Here is a 15,955-nt window from a genome sequence, read left to right as displayed (position 1 = left end):
CGATGGATGAGAATCCACGGCGGTCTGCGCAGTCGCCCGCGGCGACAGCCCCAGTCGACGCTGGATCCGCCAGTCAGACCGACACCGAAACCTGCGACCTCTGTGACCTGCCGACCCCACCGACGCCGATCACCGAACCCGACGTGGACGGCGCGTTTTGCTGTCAAGGCTGTCTCGAGGTCGCCCGGACGCTCGAGCGCACTGACGACGGCCCCGATGAGGCGGAGCTGCAGTCCCGAATGGACGATGACGGCCCCGACCTCGACGACCTCGACGGCGAGGACGCCTTCCTCGCCGTCGATGGGATGCACTGTTCGACGTGTGAAGCGTTCCTCGAGACGACGGCTGAACGCGAATCAGGCGTCCGTGGCGTGACGGCCAGTTACGCGACGGATACCATCCGGATCGTCTACGATCCCGACGAGCTCGCCGCCGACGAACTCCCTGATATCGTCTCCGGCTACGGCTACACCGCCTCGGACCGCTCGAGCGCCGACGACACTGACGCCGACGATCGGCTCGGTGCGCTCTTGTTCGGAGCCTTTTTCGGCATGATGGTTATGACGTGGTACATCCTGTTTCTGTACCCGACCTACTTCGGCCTCGAGCCGATTGCCGACTTCGGCGGCTACGACGGCACGTTCCTGACGGCGAACATCTGGGTCTTTACGTCGTTCGTCCTCTTTTATACCGGCTATCCGACCCTCCGCGGGGCGTACGTCAGCCTTCGGGCGGGCCGACCGAACATGGATCTGCTCGTTGCGCTGGCCGCACTCGGCTCGTATAGCTTCAGCGCGATCGCGACCGTTCTGGGACAGACCCACGTCTACTTCGACGTGACCGTCGCGATCATCCTCGTCGTCACCGCGGGGACCCACTACGAGCAGGCGGTCAAACGCCGTGCGACCGGCTTGCTCTCCGAACTGACCGAACAGCAGGTCGACGAGGCCCGCCTCGAGAACGGCGAGACGGTTCCGCTCGAGGAGATCGATCCCGGCGACCGTCTGCTGGTTCGTCCCGGCGAGCGGATTCCCCTCGACGGCACTGTCGCGGAGGGGTCGGCTGCCGTCGACGAGTCGCTCGTCACTGGCGAGTCGCTGCCCGTCAGCAAGGAGTCGGGCGATCCGGTTCGAGGCGGGACCGTCGTCACCGACGCGCCGCTGGTCATCACGGTCGGCGATGAGGCAGAAAGCACACTCGACCGGCTCGTCTCGCTGCTCTGGTCGATCCAGAGCGCCCGCCCGGGCGTCCAGCGACTCGCGGACAAACTCGCGACGGTGTTCGTCCCGCTGGTCGTCACTCTCGCCGTCGGGACGACCGCGGTCTTGCTCGCGACCGGCTCGAGCGTCTCGACGGCGCTGTTGATCGGGCTGACAGTCGTGATCGTCTCCTGTCCGTGTGCGCTCGGGCTCGCGACGCCGCTTGCGATCGCCGCAGGGATTCAGTCCGCCGCCGAGCGGGGTATCGTCGTTGCCGCGGAGACGATCTTCGAAGACGCTAGAGACGTCGACGTCGTCGTCCTCGACAAGACGGGGACGCTCACGACTGGGACGATGGCTGTCGAAGACGTTCACGCTGTCGATGGGGTCGATGCCGACGAACTGCTCCGGCGAGCCGGCACCGTCGAAGCGCTCTCCGAGCATCCGATCGCGGCTGCCATCGCGGACGCCGCCCCTGACGCAGCCACCGAGGACGCAACGACCGCCGTCGACGAGTTCGAACGAGCCGACCGCGGCGTCAGCGGTCGCGTCGACGACGATCGCGTCGTCGTTGGCCACCCCGACTTCCTCCGCGAGCACGGGCTCGCCGTTCCCGATTCCCTCGAGTCTCGAATCGACGAGACCCGCGACGCAGGCGACGTACCCGTCGTCGTCGGCTGGGACAGCCACGCTCGCGGCATCATCGTCGTCGGTGACTCCCCTCGAGAGGCGCTCGGAGAGACGCTCGAGACGCTCTCGGCTGGTCGCGAAGTCGTCGTTCTGACGGGTGACGAAGGAGCGGCAGCCGATCGGTTCCGCGCACTCGAGGGCGTCGACGAGGTCTTCGCCGGCGTCCCGCCGGAGGCGAAAGCCGAAACCGTCGACCGGCTGCGGAGCCGGGGGACGGTCGCGATGGTCGGCGACGGGAGCAATGACGCGCCCGCGCTGGCGACTGCGGACGTCGGGATCGCGATGGGTAGCGGGACGAAACTCGCGACCGACGCGGCCGACGCGGTGATAGTCGGTGACGATCTCGATGCCGTCTCTGAGACGTTCGATATCGCGACGAGCACCCATCGGCGAATCCGACAGAACCTCGGCTGGGCCTTTGCTTACAACGCGGTCGCGATCCCGCTGGCAGTGCTTGGCCTGCTGAACCCGCTGTTCGCTGCCGTCGCGATGGCTGCCAGTAGCGCGCTGGTCGTCCTCAACTCCTCGCGGTCGATGTAGCGACGTGAGCCGACGCCGTTTGACTGTCGGTTACACTTCTGTATCCTCGTCAATTGTGACGACCCGCTTGAGTTCCCGGCGCTCGCCATTTTCGTAGACGTAGGTCGTCTCGTCGTCTTCGTCGCGCGTCCGTCGGTGGCTCCCATCACAGAAGGGAAATGACTCCGAGAGGCCACACTGACAGACCGCGATATCGCCTTTCTCGTCGTCGATATCGGACGGGTCGAGTTTGCGTGGGCCCGTCGCCTCGAGTTCGACAAGTCGTGTCATGCCATCGTTTCGGACCGCCGGCGACAAAACGCTTCGCTCGAGCCGTGAGTGCGGTGTCCCTGTCCGAGACTCGTACGTGGTTGTCACACATATCTCGCTCCGGGAACGACAAAGTTCTTGGTAGGGCTCTCGAATGTCGGGTACGCACAGCAATGTCGTTCCATGCCGTGACACTGCCGACTGCGGTCGCACTCGCGATCGTCAAAACGCTCGTCCTCATCGTCGGCGGCGTGATAACGTTCTTCGCCTACAAGGCCTACCGGCGAACTCGACAGCCGGCGCTCGGCTATCTCGCGCTCGGATTCGGACTCGTCACGCTCGGGTTCGTCCTCGCCGGCATGCTGTATGAACTACTCGCCGTCCCGTTGATGACGGGCATCCTCTTCGAGAGCCTGCTCGTGTTGGCCGGCTTCCTCGTGATCGCGCATTCGCTGTACGTCACCTGATACTGGTTGACACCACGGTTCACGCATCGATCGAACGCGAGACACGTTCGAGCCCTCACGGATTGTTGTCTGGCAGTATGAGATACCAAACTATTTGGGGAACACTCGTTTCTGTGATCGGATACTACATCGCTGTAGGCAGGGAGATCTATAGTAGCCACTGACCGTCACTTCACCTGATCGCACGAACGCTGTGCCGATCGGCGTGATTCAGTGCAGGTGGCACTATCGGGCACTGAACCATGGCGCTCCGCCCTGCCGTCGTACCCCCTCACCCTTCCTTTCCCTCTCTCGACGTGGCTGGCACGACCGCACACACCGTGCGTTGTCCGATTGCGAATCCGCGACGCAACCACCCAGAGGTAAGTAGACTGCACCACGAGTGCTGGGTATGAGCGGCGATTCTATCCGTGTGTGCCCGATCTGGAGCCCCGTTTCGAGTCGTCCGTATCGACACGTCTCGGCGAGTGATCGTCCATGAACGGCGCCGATGATCCCGAACTGGCCGTCGGTGCCGATGCGTTTACCGAGCAGGGCTCGGGACTCGAGGTGGCGGTCGTCGGCGCGGGTGCCATCGGTGCGACCGCGGCCTACGACCTCGCACGCGACGGTGTGGACGTGACGCTGTACGACCGCGGTGGCGTCGCGAGCGGTGCGACTGGCCGAGCAGCAGGGATCTGCTACGACGTCTTCGCGGACGGGCTCGATGCCGAACTCGCGGGCGAGGCGATCGAACGGTTTCGCACGCTCTCGGGCGACGACACCTTCCCGTTCGTCGAGTGTCCGTACGTCTGGCTCGCCCGTGAGGGCGATGCAACCCGGACCGACGCGATCCGCGACCAGGTCCAGCGCATGCAGGACAACGGCATCGTCGCCCTCGAGATGGACGCCGACGCGCTCGGGGAGCGATTCCCCGCCCTGCAGACGGACGATGTTGCCGTCGCTGGAATCGCCGGCGCGGCTGGATATGCCGATCCGGCTGCGTACACCGCCTGTCTCGCGGCTGCGGCTACCGGTGCCGGGGCGACCCTCGAGACTGACACGCCAGTCGGCGTTCGCACCGATCCAGCGCGAGTAATCCGTCCGGACGGCTCGATCCACGAGGTCGATACGGTGCTCGTCGCGGCTGGCGCACGCACGAAGGCGTTGCTCGCGGATGCGGGCGTTCCGCTCGCCGTCAAACCCTACCGGGTGCAGGCGCTGGTCATGGACGGTGACCTCCCGGAACCGATGTGTTACGACGCGACGGGTGAATTCTACCTGCGACCCCACCAGAACGGCGTTCTCGTCGGCGACGGCACCGAGAATCGAGAGGCCGACCCCGGCGGCTACGACCGCGACGCCGATCCGGACTTCGCTGCCGACCTCCGAGAACGGGTTGCCCACCGCGTTCCGGGGCTTGCGGATGGCGACACAGAGCGAGCGTGGGCCGGCCTCTGTACGGCGACGCCGGACCGCGATCCACTCGTCGGCGCAGTCCGCGATGGGCTGTACGTCGCGACCGGCTTCCAGGGACACGGCTTCATGCGTGCACCGTCGATCGGACAGCGACTCGCAGCAGAAATCTGTGGTAGCTCGGGGATCGACGCCTTCGATCCGACGCGGTTCGACGGCGACGAGGCGTTCGATATCGTCGACGGGATGTCGCCTGAGCCGAACTGAGACGGGCTGCTGTCACTGCGTCCCGGTGCACCCGCAGGATGGCCGCGGTCCCACCGACACCCACTGACAGGAGTTCGTCTCACTCGTTGTCGACGGTAACTGGTTCCGTGTCGCGATCCACTTCGTCGCTGGGTATGTCGAGTCCCGACGCTGATTCGGACGTGTCCTCGATCGCCGACGCCTTCGGAATTTCGACGCTTAACGTCCCTGTTTCTGAAAGCCGCGCCGTTCCGGCGTCCGGATCGACGACCGCGTCAGCTGGTAACTCAGCGTCGCCGGACAGTGACATCCCCCGACCGGGAAACTGCATGTCGTAGCCCTCGTGAAACTGCCGGAACCGGTCGATCTGGATCCTGACGGTTCCGTCGAGATAGCGGACCTGTACGTCGTCCGATTCGGCACCGGGCGCATCGAAGACGACGCGATAGGCGGTGTCGTTCTCGAGAATATCGACGGGAAGCGATCGATGGTTCTGCACGCGACCGCTCGCACGACCGACCTGCCGGTAGAGTGCGTTGCCGAGCGATTTCCCGAGAGCGTTCAATCTCACAGGACGTCACCTCGGGCGGTGCATGCGACGCGGGCGGCGGTCACGGAGACCGAGAGAAGGGCCTGACAGTACATGGCAGACATGACCGTGTGAACGGTTACGATCGCCCCGTAGATATCCCTTTTGCTCCGGACAAAAGAAACGTCTGACGAATCTGGCAGTTACCGCGTCTCGCCGGGTGGCAGCGATGGTGGCACAACCACGAGCTGTCGTGTGGGGGCGTCCAAACACTACTAGAGTTCGACCGGCTTGAGGCAGTCAGTGCCACCACAGACCGGACACGACAGCGCCGAGAGCTCGAAGTCGTCGGGCACGTCGTAGGTGTAGTGATTCTCGAACAGATCGAGAAAACAGTCCTCGTTGGTACAAACGATCTCTTCTGTCGCTGGCATAGCAGGACCTAGCGCCACGACGCCTATCAACACCGTGGTTGGCGGAAAACCGGCGATGATTACGCTCGCGCGTGTAGTCACCGTTTTACCACTCGAGGCGCTATCGGGAGCCATGACTGACCCCGAGACACTGTCGGTGACGATCGTCGACGGCTACGTCGACGAGCCCGCCCACTTCGGGGTGCCGCCGTACATCTCGACGTATCCTCGCTATGCCGCGGGGGCGCTCGTCGACGCGGGGGTTCCCCGCGAGCGGATTACGTACCACACGATCGACGGGCTTCGCGACGACCCCGACCGCTGGCGGGACGTCGACGAGGCCGATCTCATGATCTATCTGGGGGGCATGACCGTCCCTGGGAAGTACGTCGGCGGCACACCGGCCGAGCCCGACGAGGTCCGCAAACTCGCCTGGACCGCGAGCGGCACGAGCCTGATGGGCGGTCCCGTCAAGTTCGGCGTCGGCGACGAAAACGCCGGCGCGACCGAGACCGAACGCCAGGACCTGGACTTCGATTTCGTCGCCAAAGGCGACGTCGAGGCCGCCGTCTTCGACCTCGTTGAAAGCGGCCTCGAGGGGTTTAACAACCGCATGCGCGACGTCGACGAGGTCTCGCGGTGGGCCCGGGAGGGTGCGTTCGTCGTCGACCAACACCCGAATCATCCCGATCACCTCATCGCCGAACTCGAGACTTCCCGTGGCTGTGCCTACCGCTGTTCGTTCTGTACGGAGCCGCTGTATGGCAATCCCACGTTTCGGCCGCCGCCGACGGTCGTCGGCGAGGTCGACGCCCTCTCCGATTACGGCGTGAAACACTTCCGGATCGGTCGCCAGGCCGACATCCTCGCCTACGGCGGCGACGGCGAAGCGCCCAACCCCGACGCCCTCCGGCAGCTCTATGGCGGAATCCACGAGGTCGCACCCGACCTCGAGACGCTGCATCTGGACAACATGAACCCCATCACGATCGTCGAGTGGCCCGAGAAGAGCCGCGAGGGGATCCGGATCATCGCCGAGCACAACACACCCGGCGACACGGCAGCGTTCGGCCTCGAGTCTGCCGATCCGGTGGTTCAGGAGGAGAACAACCTGAACGTCTCAGCCGAGGAGTGTTTCGAGGCAGTTCGGATCGTCAACGAGGAAGCCGGCTGGCGACCCGGCGAAGATCCCGGCGATGCGCCGACGTTCGGCGACGAGGCGCCGCGGCGACTGCCCAAACTGCTGCCCGGGATCAACCTCTTGCACGGCCTCAAAGGCGAACGCGAGGAGACCTACGAACGTAATCTCGAGTTCCTCCAGCGGGTCTACAACGAGGGCTACATGCTCCGGCGGATCAACATCCGACAGGTGATGGCCTTCGACGGCACCGACATGTCCGACACCGGGGCCGAGATCGCCAACGAGCACAAGAAGCTGTTCAAACGCTACAAGAAGCAGGTTCGCGAGGAGATCGACAATCCGATGCTCGAGCGTGTCGCTCCCCCCGGCACCGTCCTGCCGAACGTCCACCTCGAGTACCACCAAGATGGGACGACCTTTGGCCGCCAACTCGGCACCTATCCGTTGCTCGTCGGGATACCGGGCGAGCGTGACCTCGGCCAGACGATCGACGTCGCGGTCGTCGATCACGGCTATCGATCGGTGACTGGCGTCCCGTATCCGCTCGACCTCAACGCGGCGTCGATGGACGAACTCACCGCCATCCCTGGTATCGGGTCCAGCACCGCCGGCGACATTGTCGTCGATCGCCCCTACGAGTCGGTCGCCGACGCCGGGCTCGACACGACGGTCGATCTCTCCCAGTTCGTCACGACGCGACCGCTCGAGCGCGTGAACTGACCCCGATCGCTCCACGAACGGGCGCTTTTTCCGTCAATCGGCAGTTCTGTGTCGGTAGTTCTATTATGGATGGGAATCAGAGGTGAAATAGAGGGTCTACCTGTGGAGATATCTGAAAAACTGTTGTGTCTGTTCAGTACGGACGTTTCGGAAGAGGAGGATCGCTACGTTATCGAGGTACCGCGGCAGGAAGTCGAGACTGGCGACATCGATCCCGGCGAGGTCTATCGCGTCGCGCTCATTTCGCGTGAGGACGACGCCAGCGGCGACGAGGGGACGACGACCACGACGCCCCAGAGCGCGCCATCCGAGCCACAGCCACCGGTCGACGTCGGCGAAACGCGCTACGTCGAGATCGAAGACATCGGCAAACAGGGCGACGGCATCGCCCGCGTCGAACGCGGCTACGTCATCATCGTGCCCGGTGCAGATGTCGGCGAACGCGTCAAAATCGAGGTCACCGAGGTCAAATCGAACTTCGCCGTCGGCGAGATAATCGAAGACACGTTCTAACAACGACCTTTTTTCACGGGGACATCGGCCAGCGTCTTCGACGCCGGCCTCAATCCCCGTCAAAAAATCTCGACCAAAAAAGAGCCGAGCGCGCCGCCGGCGCGCTCGGGGAAACGGCGCGCGAAGCGCGCCGTACGATGGCCACTACTGAATACGGTTTGCCGTCATGAGTTTCCGATGGCCTTGCAGAACGATTGTGGTCTCACTGGAACCCGCTGACAGGAGTCCGTCTCATACGGTTTGCTGTACCGATGTACCGGTGCAACCGCAGGGTGATCGCGGGTGCACCGGCAATGACTGACAGTAGACCGTCTCAGTCCTCGAGCGACGTCCCATCCATTCGTTTCGTGCCTTCCGAATCGTGGACGACGACCTCGCCGAGGTCAGGATCGGCGGGCCGGTAGTTATCTCGGACGGCGATTGCTTCCTCGAGTTCCCGGACCGCGCGTTCCTTCAGCGCCTGTGCCAACTCCTCGGCGTCCTCGCGGGAGATGTCGCGACCGAGGCCTTCGCACTCGTGGGCGCGGACGATCCCCTCCTCATCGACGGCTTCGCCCATTGGCTGGCTGGTGCCCGCGAGCGCGACGCTGAATGGATACGTCCGGCAGATAAGCGGGCGGTCGTCGTGGGCGACACAGGCACCCGTCCCGTCGTCGGCTTCCTCGTAGAAGACGCAGTCGCCACAGCCGTCGGTCTGAAGCGCCCACTCGAAGGTCTCGCCCTCGAGGCCGCCGTCATCGCTTTCGGAGAGGCCGTAGGGCATTGGGCGGGCGACGTCGCGCCAGTCGCGGTCTTCGTCGCCAGTCGCGGTCGCCTGCTGGAGGTCGCGCACTTCGTCAGGAAACACCGTTGCGGTGTGGTCGTCCCCGCCATCGGTCGTACAGCAGGCGCCACAGCGGGTACACTCGAAGCCGATCGACTCGATCGCGTCCGCGAGATCGGCGACTGCAAGCTGGCGAGCGGTGTCGAGTTCGGCCTCGAGCGATTGCACACCTGATGGTCGGTGTCGACAGGGAAAAGTCAGTCGTCCGCGAGCGGCGACGCCGGCGGGTTGTCCCACGCGACGCGACCCTCGACGGCGAGTTTCTCGAGGTGGGCGGCGACCGTCGCCCGCGCGAGATCGCGCACACCCGAGAGATCCTTGTCGTACGCCCTCTCGAGGAACTCCGAGACAGTGTCGGCACCCATCGCGGCTGCCTCCCGGATCCGCTGTTCGCGTTCGGCCCGGTGGGTGAGCAGGCGCTCGAGGGTCGTGCGAGGGGTCTCGATTTCGGGACCGTGTCCGGGATACAGTGCCGGCGGGTCGATCGCCCAGAGCCGGCGGAGCGTCGAGATGTACGCCCGCATATCCCCCTCCGGCGCGCCGACGACGACGCTGCCCTCGCGGACGGCACAGTCGCCACAGAGAATCGGTCCGCCGCGACCGGCCTCGAGCGCGACGTGGTCGGGGGCGTGTCCCGGTGCGTCGAGGACCTGGACGCGTTCGTCGCCGAGCGGAATGGTCGTGCCGGGCGTAAACGTGCGGTCAGGATCACAGCCAGCCGCGTCACGGAATCGATCGACGCGACCGTAGCGAGCCCAGAGCGTTGCGTCGGTGGCGGTTGCGTATGCTTCGACGGCACTGACGTGATCGGGATGGGTATGGGTGACGAGGATGTGGTCGATGGTGTGGGCCTCGAGCAGTCGGTCGAGCGCATCCGTTTTCCCTGCCGGATCGACGAGTATTGCCGGCTTGTCGCCGGCCCCGTCGTGTCGCGTCTCGGTTGCGCTAACGAGGTAGGCGTTGGTCTCCCCACCCGGTGCGCGCGTCGCGACCGGGATCGGACACCGCGTGACGTGCATATCTCGACAGTGTGTTCGGGCGAAAAAGGATCTATCGACGCCGGTTGCTTTCTCGCACAGAACCGTCCGTGACCGTCGAGTGTGCGCGAGCCAGTCAGACGGACGCCTGTCAGCCAGTGCCGGTGGGACCGCGACCGCCCTTGGACCCACCGGTCACTCGTGACAGCAGCCCGTCTCAGTGATTGAGGTAGTACACCTGCTTGCGTGCATCGCGGAAGCTGTACCGCGAGCCGATGAGGCCGACGTCCTCGAGTCGGTTGAGCGCGTAGCGAACGGTGCGGTCGGGAAGCAGCGATTCTTCGGCGAGTTGTCCCTGCGAGAGCGGCGAGTCGGTCTCTAACACTTTCGCAACGAGTTTCGCGCTCGGCGGTAGCTCACGGAGTCGGTCGCGGTATTCCTCCTCGGAGAGGAGTTCCTCGGCAGCGGTGGCACGGTCTTCGGCTGTACTCATGCTCATACTCGAGCCAGCGGCGTCGTCGGTGGTAAAGCTTCCCTATATGTGGATACGGATACTGAAGTTTGTATAAGGCATATGAATGAGGTATTAACACAGCCATATAGTTCGGGTTTCGGCAACGATGGTCACGCAAGATAGCAGTACAGAGCCGGGTTCGTCGGCGGGACTCCAGTATCGTTTTATCCCAGCACGACAGTAGATTCGCCCAGTGTGAAAGGACAGGAGTGGTACCAGGCCGACGACGTCGCCGAGGAATACGACGACAAGCGCTTCTCCCGGGGCGGCCAGCTGATCGACCGTCGGGAGAAAGAAGCCGTCCTCGAGGCGATCATGCCCGTCGAGGATCGGAAGGTCCTCGAAATCGCCTGTGGTACCGGGCGGTTTACCGTCATGCTCGCCCACCAGGGAGCCGATGTCATAGGACTGGACATCTCGGCAGCGATGTTACAGCAGGGACGACGAAAAGCACAGGACACCGAGCTCGCGGGGACGCTCGAGTTCCTCCGGGGTGATGCGGGTCGACTGCCGTTCCCGGACGATCACTTCGATACCGTCATCGCGATGCGGTTTTTCCATCTCGCGGACGATCCGCAGGCGTTCTTAGCGGAGATGCGTCGCGTCTCCCGTGATCAGATCGTCTTCGACACGTTCAACCGCTTTTCGACCCGTAGCATCTACAACTGGGCGCTGCCGATGGGGTCACGTCTCTACTCGAAAAGCGAGATCGCGGTCCTGCTCGCGAAGACGGACCTGACGCTCGTCGACGTGGAAGACGATTTCCTTCTGCCCTACGGGCTGTATCGATCGATCCCCAACGCGCTCGCGTCGCCGCTCCGGACGCTCGATAAGGCGGTCGGGACGTTGCCAGTCACCGACCACGTCGCGTCGGTGTCCTACTGGAACGCACGTGTTCGCTGACCCGATTGAAATCCAACCTATTTACTACGAGGGTCTCCTATTGTAGGGTATGAAGCTCTCGGTGGTCGTCTCGACGCTCAACGACCGAGAGCGACTGGTGTCGTGTCTCGACGCGCTCGTCGAGCGAACACCGACCGAGACCGAGCACATCGTCGTCAACGGGCCCTCATCGGACGGAACGACTGGCGTGGTCCGTGACCGCGATGACATCGACGTGCTCGTCGAAATCTCCGAGCGCAATCCAAACGTTTCCCGCAACGCCGGCCTCGAGCTCGCAACGGGCGAGGTCGTCGCGTTTCTCGACGGCGAGTACGCGATCGATCACAGCTGGTATTCAGCTATCGACGAGTCGATGGCCGAGGGGACCGACGTCGTCACCGGCCCCGTGACCGGTCGTCCGATCCACGCCAGTCAGTCGTCCGATTCCGTCGCTGGCCAGACTATCACTCACTTCCACGGAGATAACGTCGCATTCGACCGAGCCGTCCTCGATGCGATGGACGGGTTCGACGAGTATCTCACACAGGCTGGTGAGCGCGATTGTGCACATCGGGCTGCGAGTCTCGACTTCGAGGTGTCGTGGAACGCGGCGATGGCTGTTCGCTGTGAGATCGAAACCGCTGGCGGTGCGTCGATCGACTCGAGGCGATCCTCGCCGGAACTCCGTCCTGACGGTGGCCGTGCCGACCATGATTGGGGTGCGGCCTATCGGTCGCTGTCGTACCGGCTGGCGAAAAACTACGGACTGCGACCGAGTGTCTTCGCTCGAACTGCAGGCAGCGCACTGCGGGAAGGGGCTGCTGGCGTCTCCCGGCTGGCAGCCGGTGAGGCGACGCCGACAGGCTGGTTCGCCGACGGCACCGACGTTGTCACGAACGTCACACACGGCCTGTGGGATGGCGTTCGTGCTCGGTTCAGTGATCGCTCGCCTCGTCGTAACCCCAACGGGCTCTCACAGCGACACGATCGCGCAGTGCAGGTCTACGACTGGCGGTGAGCAGTGTCGGCACTGGCGCGGTACTCACGCACACGTTCACTGAGTAATCGTTTCGCCCGGTAGCGCGTGATATCGAACGAGTTCGCACTTTTTGGCCAGCCTAAATCGAACGGCTTTTGAAATATTAGGCGGACCTAAATCCTATGCACACGGAACGGCAGTTCGGCTCGAGCCGACGGGACGTTATGACGGCGGGGATTGCGGCTGGAACGACGGCACTGGCCGGCTGTATCGGTGGAACCGGTGTTGACCCGGAGAACGGAGACGAAAGCGGGTCGTACACGGTGACGATGGCTCCCATGGGAAAGCTAGAGTTCGACGCCGTCCCCGAGAACGCCTTCGTCACGTTCACACAGTACGCGGACATGGCGGTCGCACTCGGCCACGGCGACGCGGTGAGCACGCTCTTTGCTCCCGAGATGTCGGGGACGACGATGAACAAGTTCTACGAGCGGCTTCCGGGCGTTTCCTTCGACTGGGAGGGCCTGACGAATCCGCTCCAGAACGGCGTGACCAAAGAACAACTCTACAGTGCAGAAAGCGACGTCCACTTCCTCGACCCGTCGTACGTGCTAACGACCCAGGACGACTGGGACGCGTCCGATATCGAGGAGATCACCAATACGGTGGCTCCGTGGGTCGGCAGCTACCACAGCGGCGTCCACAGCGAACCCGCGGCAGCGTACGCTGACAGCTACGAGTACTACACGCTCTGGGAACTCTTCGAGACGGTCGCAGCCGTCTTCCGCGAGCGCCAACGCTACGAGGCGCTCAAAGGCGTCTACGAGGACACGCTTGCCCGAATCGAGTCGAACCTGCCGCCCGAAGACGACCGACCGACGGTCGCCAGAGTCACGCTGGGCGACGGCGTGTTTTACACTTATCACCTCAACACGCCTGGCTTCTGGCAGGCAGAGACGCGACCACTGGGCGCACACGACGCGCTCGCCGACGTGGAATGGTCGGGCGACTGGGGCACCGTCGACTACGAGACGATGCTCGAGGCCGATCCGGACGTCATCCTCCACCTCTGGGGGATCACCTCGAGTTACGCCATCGCGGATATCCGCCAGCGTCTCGAGTCACACGCTGCCGGCAGCGAACTCACGGCGGTACAACACGACCGCGTCGTCGCCAGCGGAATGCGCTACCAGGGGCCGATCATGAACCTGTTCCAGCTCGAGATGACCGCCAAACAGCTCTATCCCGAGCAGTTCGGCGCGTGGCCGGGATACGAGGCGGGCCAGCCCTATCCGGAGATTCCGGCCTCAGAGCAACTGTTCGACCGCGATCGGGTTGCGAGCATCGTCACTGGGGCGGGTGGCGATGGAGAGTGACGACGCGACGAGTTACGACACCACAGTCGCCGTCGTCGGCGGCGGCCCTGCTGGCTGTTCGGCTGGCGTCTTCACCGCCCGCGCGGGCCTCGAGACGGTCGTCTTCGATCGCGGCCCCTCCTCGCTGCGACGCTGTGCTTCCCTTGAGAACTACCTCGGCTTCCCCTGTGGACTCGAACCCGAGACGTTCCTCGAACTGGCACGCGATCACGCCGAAACGACCGGCTGTCGGGTCGTCGCCGACCTGATCGACTCGGTGACGGCTCGTGGAGGCGGTGGCTTTCGACTCGAGCCACAGGACGGCGACCCGGTCACGGCGCGGTTCGTAATCGCCGCGACGAAGTACGACGGCTCGTATCTCCGCGGGCTGGACGACGGGTCGATGTTCGTCACCGACGACCACGACGGCGAGGACGGCGAGCGATTCGACAGCGCGATTCCCGATAGTGACGGGCGGACGCCCGTCGACGGACTCTACGTTGCCGGCCCGCTCGCTGGCTGTGGCGATCAGGTGATTATCGCTGCCGGCCACGGCGCGACGGTTGCGCGCACGTTGCTTCGCGAGTTGCGGGAAGCCGACGGCTACTGGGGGCGGTTCGCACCGTACTACGACTGGCGGCGCGAGGCTGTGAACCGACGTGCAGAGTGGACCGATCCCGAGCGGTGGATCGACCTGTTCGATCAGAGCGCGCCGAACGACCTCACACCCGAAACGATCCGTCGGCTCGCCGAAACCGCTGCCGAAGACCGTGAGGTGGCTTATATCGAGGCCGAAACCGCAGCGAAGCGAGCCAACCGCGGCCACCGCCGGCTGGCAGCCGCGCTCGACGACGACGCGCTGCTCGAGGCCATCGACGACGACGCGATCCGTGCGTACGCCAATCGACTCGATGAGAGCGGAGCAGGCGACGACTGACGTCGAACCCGCTCGAGCGTTCGTTCGGACCGGTTGGCTTTAGACTGACTCCTGTCAGTAGCTACCGGCGGATCTGCGACCGTCCTGTGGGTACACCGACCTCTCGTGACACAGCCCGTCGCCGTAAACAGCCGACCGGCCACGGACGATGGCAGCTGCTGACCGGTAGCAGTTACAATCGGTGGACCGAAACGCAGCGACCGGGATCAGTCGTCTGCGGGAACCGCTCGCGAGTCCGCTCGCCCGGAAGCCATGGCGAGCACGTCGTCGAAGAAGTCGAGGGTGTCTTCGGGGCCGGGGTTCGCTTCGGGGTGGTACTGACGGGTGATGACGTCGTACTCGACGCCGTCGATTCCCTCGGGCGTGTCGTCGTTGACGTTGATCTGGGTGACCTCTAGGTGCTCGCCCGGCTCGGCGACCGTGTAGCCGTGGTTCTGGGTAGTCATGACGACCTGCCCGGATTCGAGATCGAGCACCGGCTGGTTGACGCCGCGGTGGCCGAAGTCCATCTTCTCGGTCGAGCCGCCGAGTGCCTCGGCGACGATCTGCTGGCCGAGACAGATGCCGGCGACGGGTGTGTCCTCGACGAATTCCTCGACGAGTTCGATCGCGCCCTCGAAGTTGACCGGGTCGCCGGGACCGTTCGAGATAAAGAGGATGTCTGGCTCGACGACCGCGACGTTCTCGGTGGCCGCGTTGTAGGGGAACACGTGGACGGTCGCGTCGCGCTCGAGCAGCGAGTCGACGATCGAACCTTTCGCGCCACAGTCGATCAGTGCCACGTCGGGGCCGTCGTTGTCGTCGCCGTGGACGACCGGCTCGTCGACGCTGACCTGTGCACCGATGTCGGTGTGGTCGCTCATGGCCTTGCAGGCCTCGAGTTCGGCCAGTGCGTCTTCCTCGGTGACGTCTTCGCCGACGGCGATGCCGCATTTCATCGCACCGCCGTCGCGGATGTCGGTGACGACCTCGCGCGTGTCGAGGTGGTCGACCGCCGGGACGCCCTCGCTTTCGAGCCACTCGGCGACATCTTCGGTGAGTTCCTTCGCGAGCACCGCACGTGGGTGGACGCGGTCGGACTCGAAGCGTTCCTCGCGGACGCCGTAGTTGCCGATCAGCGGGTACGAGAAGGTCAGGACCTGTTCCTCGTAGGAGGGATCAGTCAGACTCTCCTCGTAACCGGTATATGCTGTTGTGAAAACGAGTTCACCGCGAGCCGTACCTGACGCGCGACCACGTCCCTCGAGTACGTGGCCGCCTTCCAGTGCGACGTAGGCTTCCGTCATTACGATCTACGTATCGGATGGACGTTCATAAGTGTTGTCTTCGAAGCTCAGTTACGATTTTCGTAATCGGTAAGTGCGCGTCGGCTGTAGGTACGCATCT

At 64.2% G+C, this 15,955-nt stretch carries 16 protein-coding genes; 9 read left to right on the top strand and 7 right to left on the bottom strand.

Features of this window, described 5'->3' with window-relative positions; all coding sequences use genetic code 11:
- Positions 1-2: 2 nt before the first annotated feature.
- The gene (locus ACERI1_RS04525) at positions 3-2,429 is read left to right on the top strand and encodes a heavy metal translocating P-type ATPase (protein ID WP_373616882.1); all 2,427 of its coding nucleotides are present in this window, start codon (positions 3-5) and stop codon (positions 2,427-2,429) included.
- Between the two features lie 30 nt (positions 2,430-2,459).
- On the opposite strand, the gene ACERI1_RS04520 is transcribed toward ACERI1_RS04525, so the two are convergent.
- Positions 2,460-2,699: a CDGSH iron-sulfur domain-containing protein gene (locus ACERI1_RS04520; protein ID WP_373616881.1), complete on the bottom strand. Its 240-nt coding sequence runs from the start codon at positions 2,697-2,699 to the stop codon at positions 2,460-2,462.
- A gap of 152 nt (positions 2,700-2,851) precedes the next feature.
- On the opposite strand from ACERI1_RS04520, the gene ACERI1_RS04515 reads away from it, so the two are divergent.
- Together ACERI1_RS04515 and ACERI1_RS04510 are read left to right on the top strand one after the other, a co-directional pair.
- A complete protein-coding gene (locus ACERI1_RS04515) occupies positions 2,852-3,145 on the top strand; it encodes a hypothetical protein (protein WP_373616880.1) in 294 nt (97 codons plus the stop codon).
- A 477-nt stretch (positions 3,146-3,622) separates the two neighbouring features.
- Positions 3,623-4,807 carry an NAD(P)/FAD-dependent oxidoreductase gene (locus tag ACERI1_RS04510; RefSeq protein ID WP_373616879.1) on the top strand — a complete coding sequence of 395 codons (1,185 nt, stop codon included), beginning with the start codon at positions 3,623-3,625 and terminating at the stop codon, positions 4,805-4,807.
- 79 nt (positions 4,808-4,886) lie between these two features.
- Here ACERI1_RS04510 and ACERI1_RS04505 read toward each other — a convergent pair whose 3' ends face one another.
- Entirely contained in the window at positions 4,887-5,357 is a 471-nt protein-coding gene (locus ACERI1_RS04505; RefSeq protein ID WP_373616878.1) for an Hsp20/alpha crystallin family protein, read from the bottom strand.
- Positions 5,358-5,590: 233 nt separating this feature from the next.
- On the bottom strand, positions 5,591-5,749 hold the full coding sequence (locus ACERI1_RS04500; RefSeq protein WP_373616877.1) for a hypothetical protein: 159 nt from the start codon (positions 5,747-5,749) through the stop codon (positions 5,591-5,593).
- 112 nt (positions 5,750-5,861) lie between these two features.
- Between ACERI1_RS04500 and ACERI1_RS04495 the strand changes: the two genes are divergently transcribed.
- Both ACERI1_RS04495 and ACERI1_RS04490 read left to right on the top strand, forming a co-directional pair.
- Positions 5,862-7,589 (top strand): radical SAM protein, encoded by a 1,728-nt coding sequence (locus tag ACERI1_RS04495; RefSeq protein WP_373616876.1) that lies wholly within the window; start codon positions 5,862-5,864, stop codon positions 7,587-7,589.
- A 102-nt stretch (positions 7,590-7,691) separates the two neighbouring features.
- A complete protein-coding gene (locus tag ACERI1_RS04490; RefSeq protein ID WP_373616875.1) occupies positions 7,692-8,102 on the top strand; it encodes a TRAM domain-containing protein in 411 nt (136 codons plus the stop codon).
- 313 nt (positions 8,103-8,415) lie between these two features.
- On the opposite strand, the gene ACERI1_RS04485 is transcribed toward ACERI1_RS04490, so the two are convergent.
- The 3 genes from ACERI1_RS04485 to ACERI1_RS04475 all read right to left on the bottom strand — a co-directional run bounded on the left by ACERI1_RS04485 (position 8,416) and on the right by ACERI1_RS04475 (position 10,401).
- Positions 8,416-9,093, bottom strand: a complete 678-nt coding sequence (locus ACERI1_RS04485) for a YkgJ family cysteine cluster protein (RefSeq protein ID WP_373616874.1) — start codon at positions 9,091-9,093, stop codon at positions 8,416-8,418.
- Between the two features lie 29 nt (positions 9,094-9,122).
- A complete protein-coding gene (locus ACERI1_RS04480; RefSeq protein WP_373616873.1) occupies positions 9,123-9,944 on the bottom strand; it encodes an MBL fold metallo-hydrolase in 822 nt (273 codons plus the stop codon).
- 175 nt (positions 9,945-10,119) lie between these two features.
- Entirely contained in the window at positions 10,120-10,401 is a 282-nt protein-coding gene (locus ACERI1_RS04475) for a winged helix-turn-helix domain-containing protein (RefSeq protein ID WP_373616872.1), read from the bottom strand.
- A 210-nt stretch (positions 10,402-10,611) separates the two neighbouring features.
- Between ACERI1_RS04475 and ACERI1_RS04470 the strand changes: the two genes are divergently transcribed.
- The 4 genes from ACERI1_RS04470 (at position 10,612) to ACERI1_RS04455 (ending at position 14,569) form a co-directional block, all read left to right on the top strand.
- Positions 10,612-11,319, top strand: coding sequence for a class I SAM-dependent methyltransferase (locus ACERI1_RS04470; protein ID WP_373616871.1), 708 nt, complete (start codon positions 10,612-10,614; stop codon positions 11,317-11,319).
- A 49-nt stretch (positions 11,320-11,368) separates the two neighbouring features.
- Complete coding sequence (locus ACERI1_RS04465) at positions 11,369-12,316, top strand: glycosyltransferase family 2 protein (protein ID WP_373616870.1); 948 nt, start codon at positions 11,369-11,371, stop codon at positions 12,314-12,316.
- 143 nt (positions 12,317-12,459) lie between these two features.
- Complete coding sequence (locus ACERI1_RS04460) at positions 12,460-13,653, top strand: ABC transporter substrate-binding protein (protein ID WP_373616869.1); 1,194 nt, start codon at positions 12,460-12,462, stop codon at positions 13,651-13,653.
- Entirely contained in the window at positions 13,643-14,569 is a 927-nt protein-coding gene (locus ACERI1_RS04455) for an NAD(P)/FAD-dependent oxidoreductase (RefSeq protein WP_373616868.1), read from the top strand. The genes ACERI1_RS04460 and ACERI1_RS04455 overlap by 11 nt, the downstream gene beginning before the upstream one ends.
- 206 nt (positions 14,570-14,775) lie before the next feature.
- On the opposite strand, the gene carA is transcribed toward ACERI1_RS04455, so the two are convergent.
- The gene (gene carA, locus ACERI1_RS04450; protein WP_373616867.1) at positions 14,776-15,855 is read right to left on the bottom strand and encodes a glutamine-hydrolyzing carbamoyl-phosphate synthase small subunit; all 1,080 of its coding nucleotides are present in this window, start codon (positions 15,853-15,855) and stop codon (positions 14,776-14,778) included.
- Between the last annotated feature and the right edge of the window lie 100 nt (positions 15,856-15,955).

Source organism: Natrinema sp. HArc-T2, assembly GCF_041821085.1.
Taxonomy (GTDB): domain Archaea; phylum Halobacteriota; class Halobacteria; order Halobacteriales; family Natrialbaceae; genus Natrinema.
The sequence above is the reverse complement of the archived record's forward strand: the minus strand, read 5'-3'. Positions and strand labels throughout refer to the sequence as shown.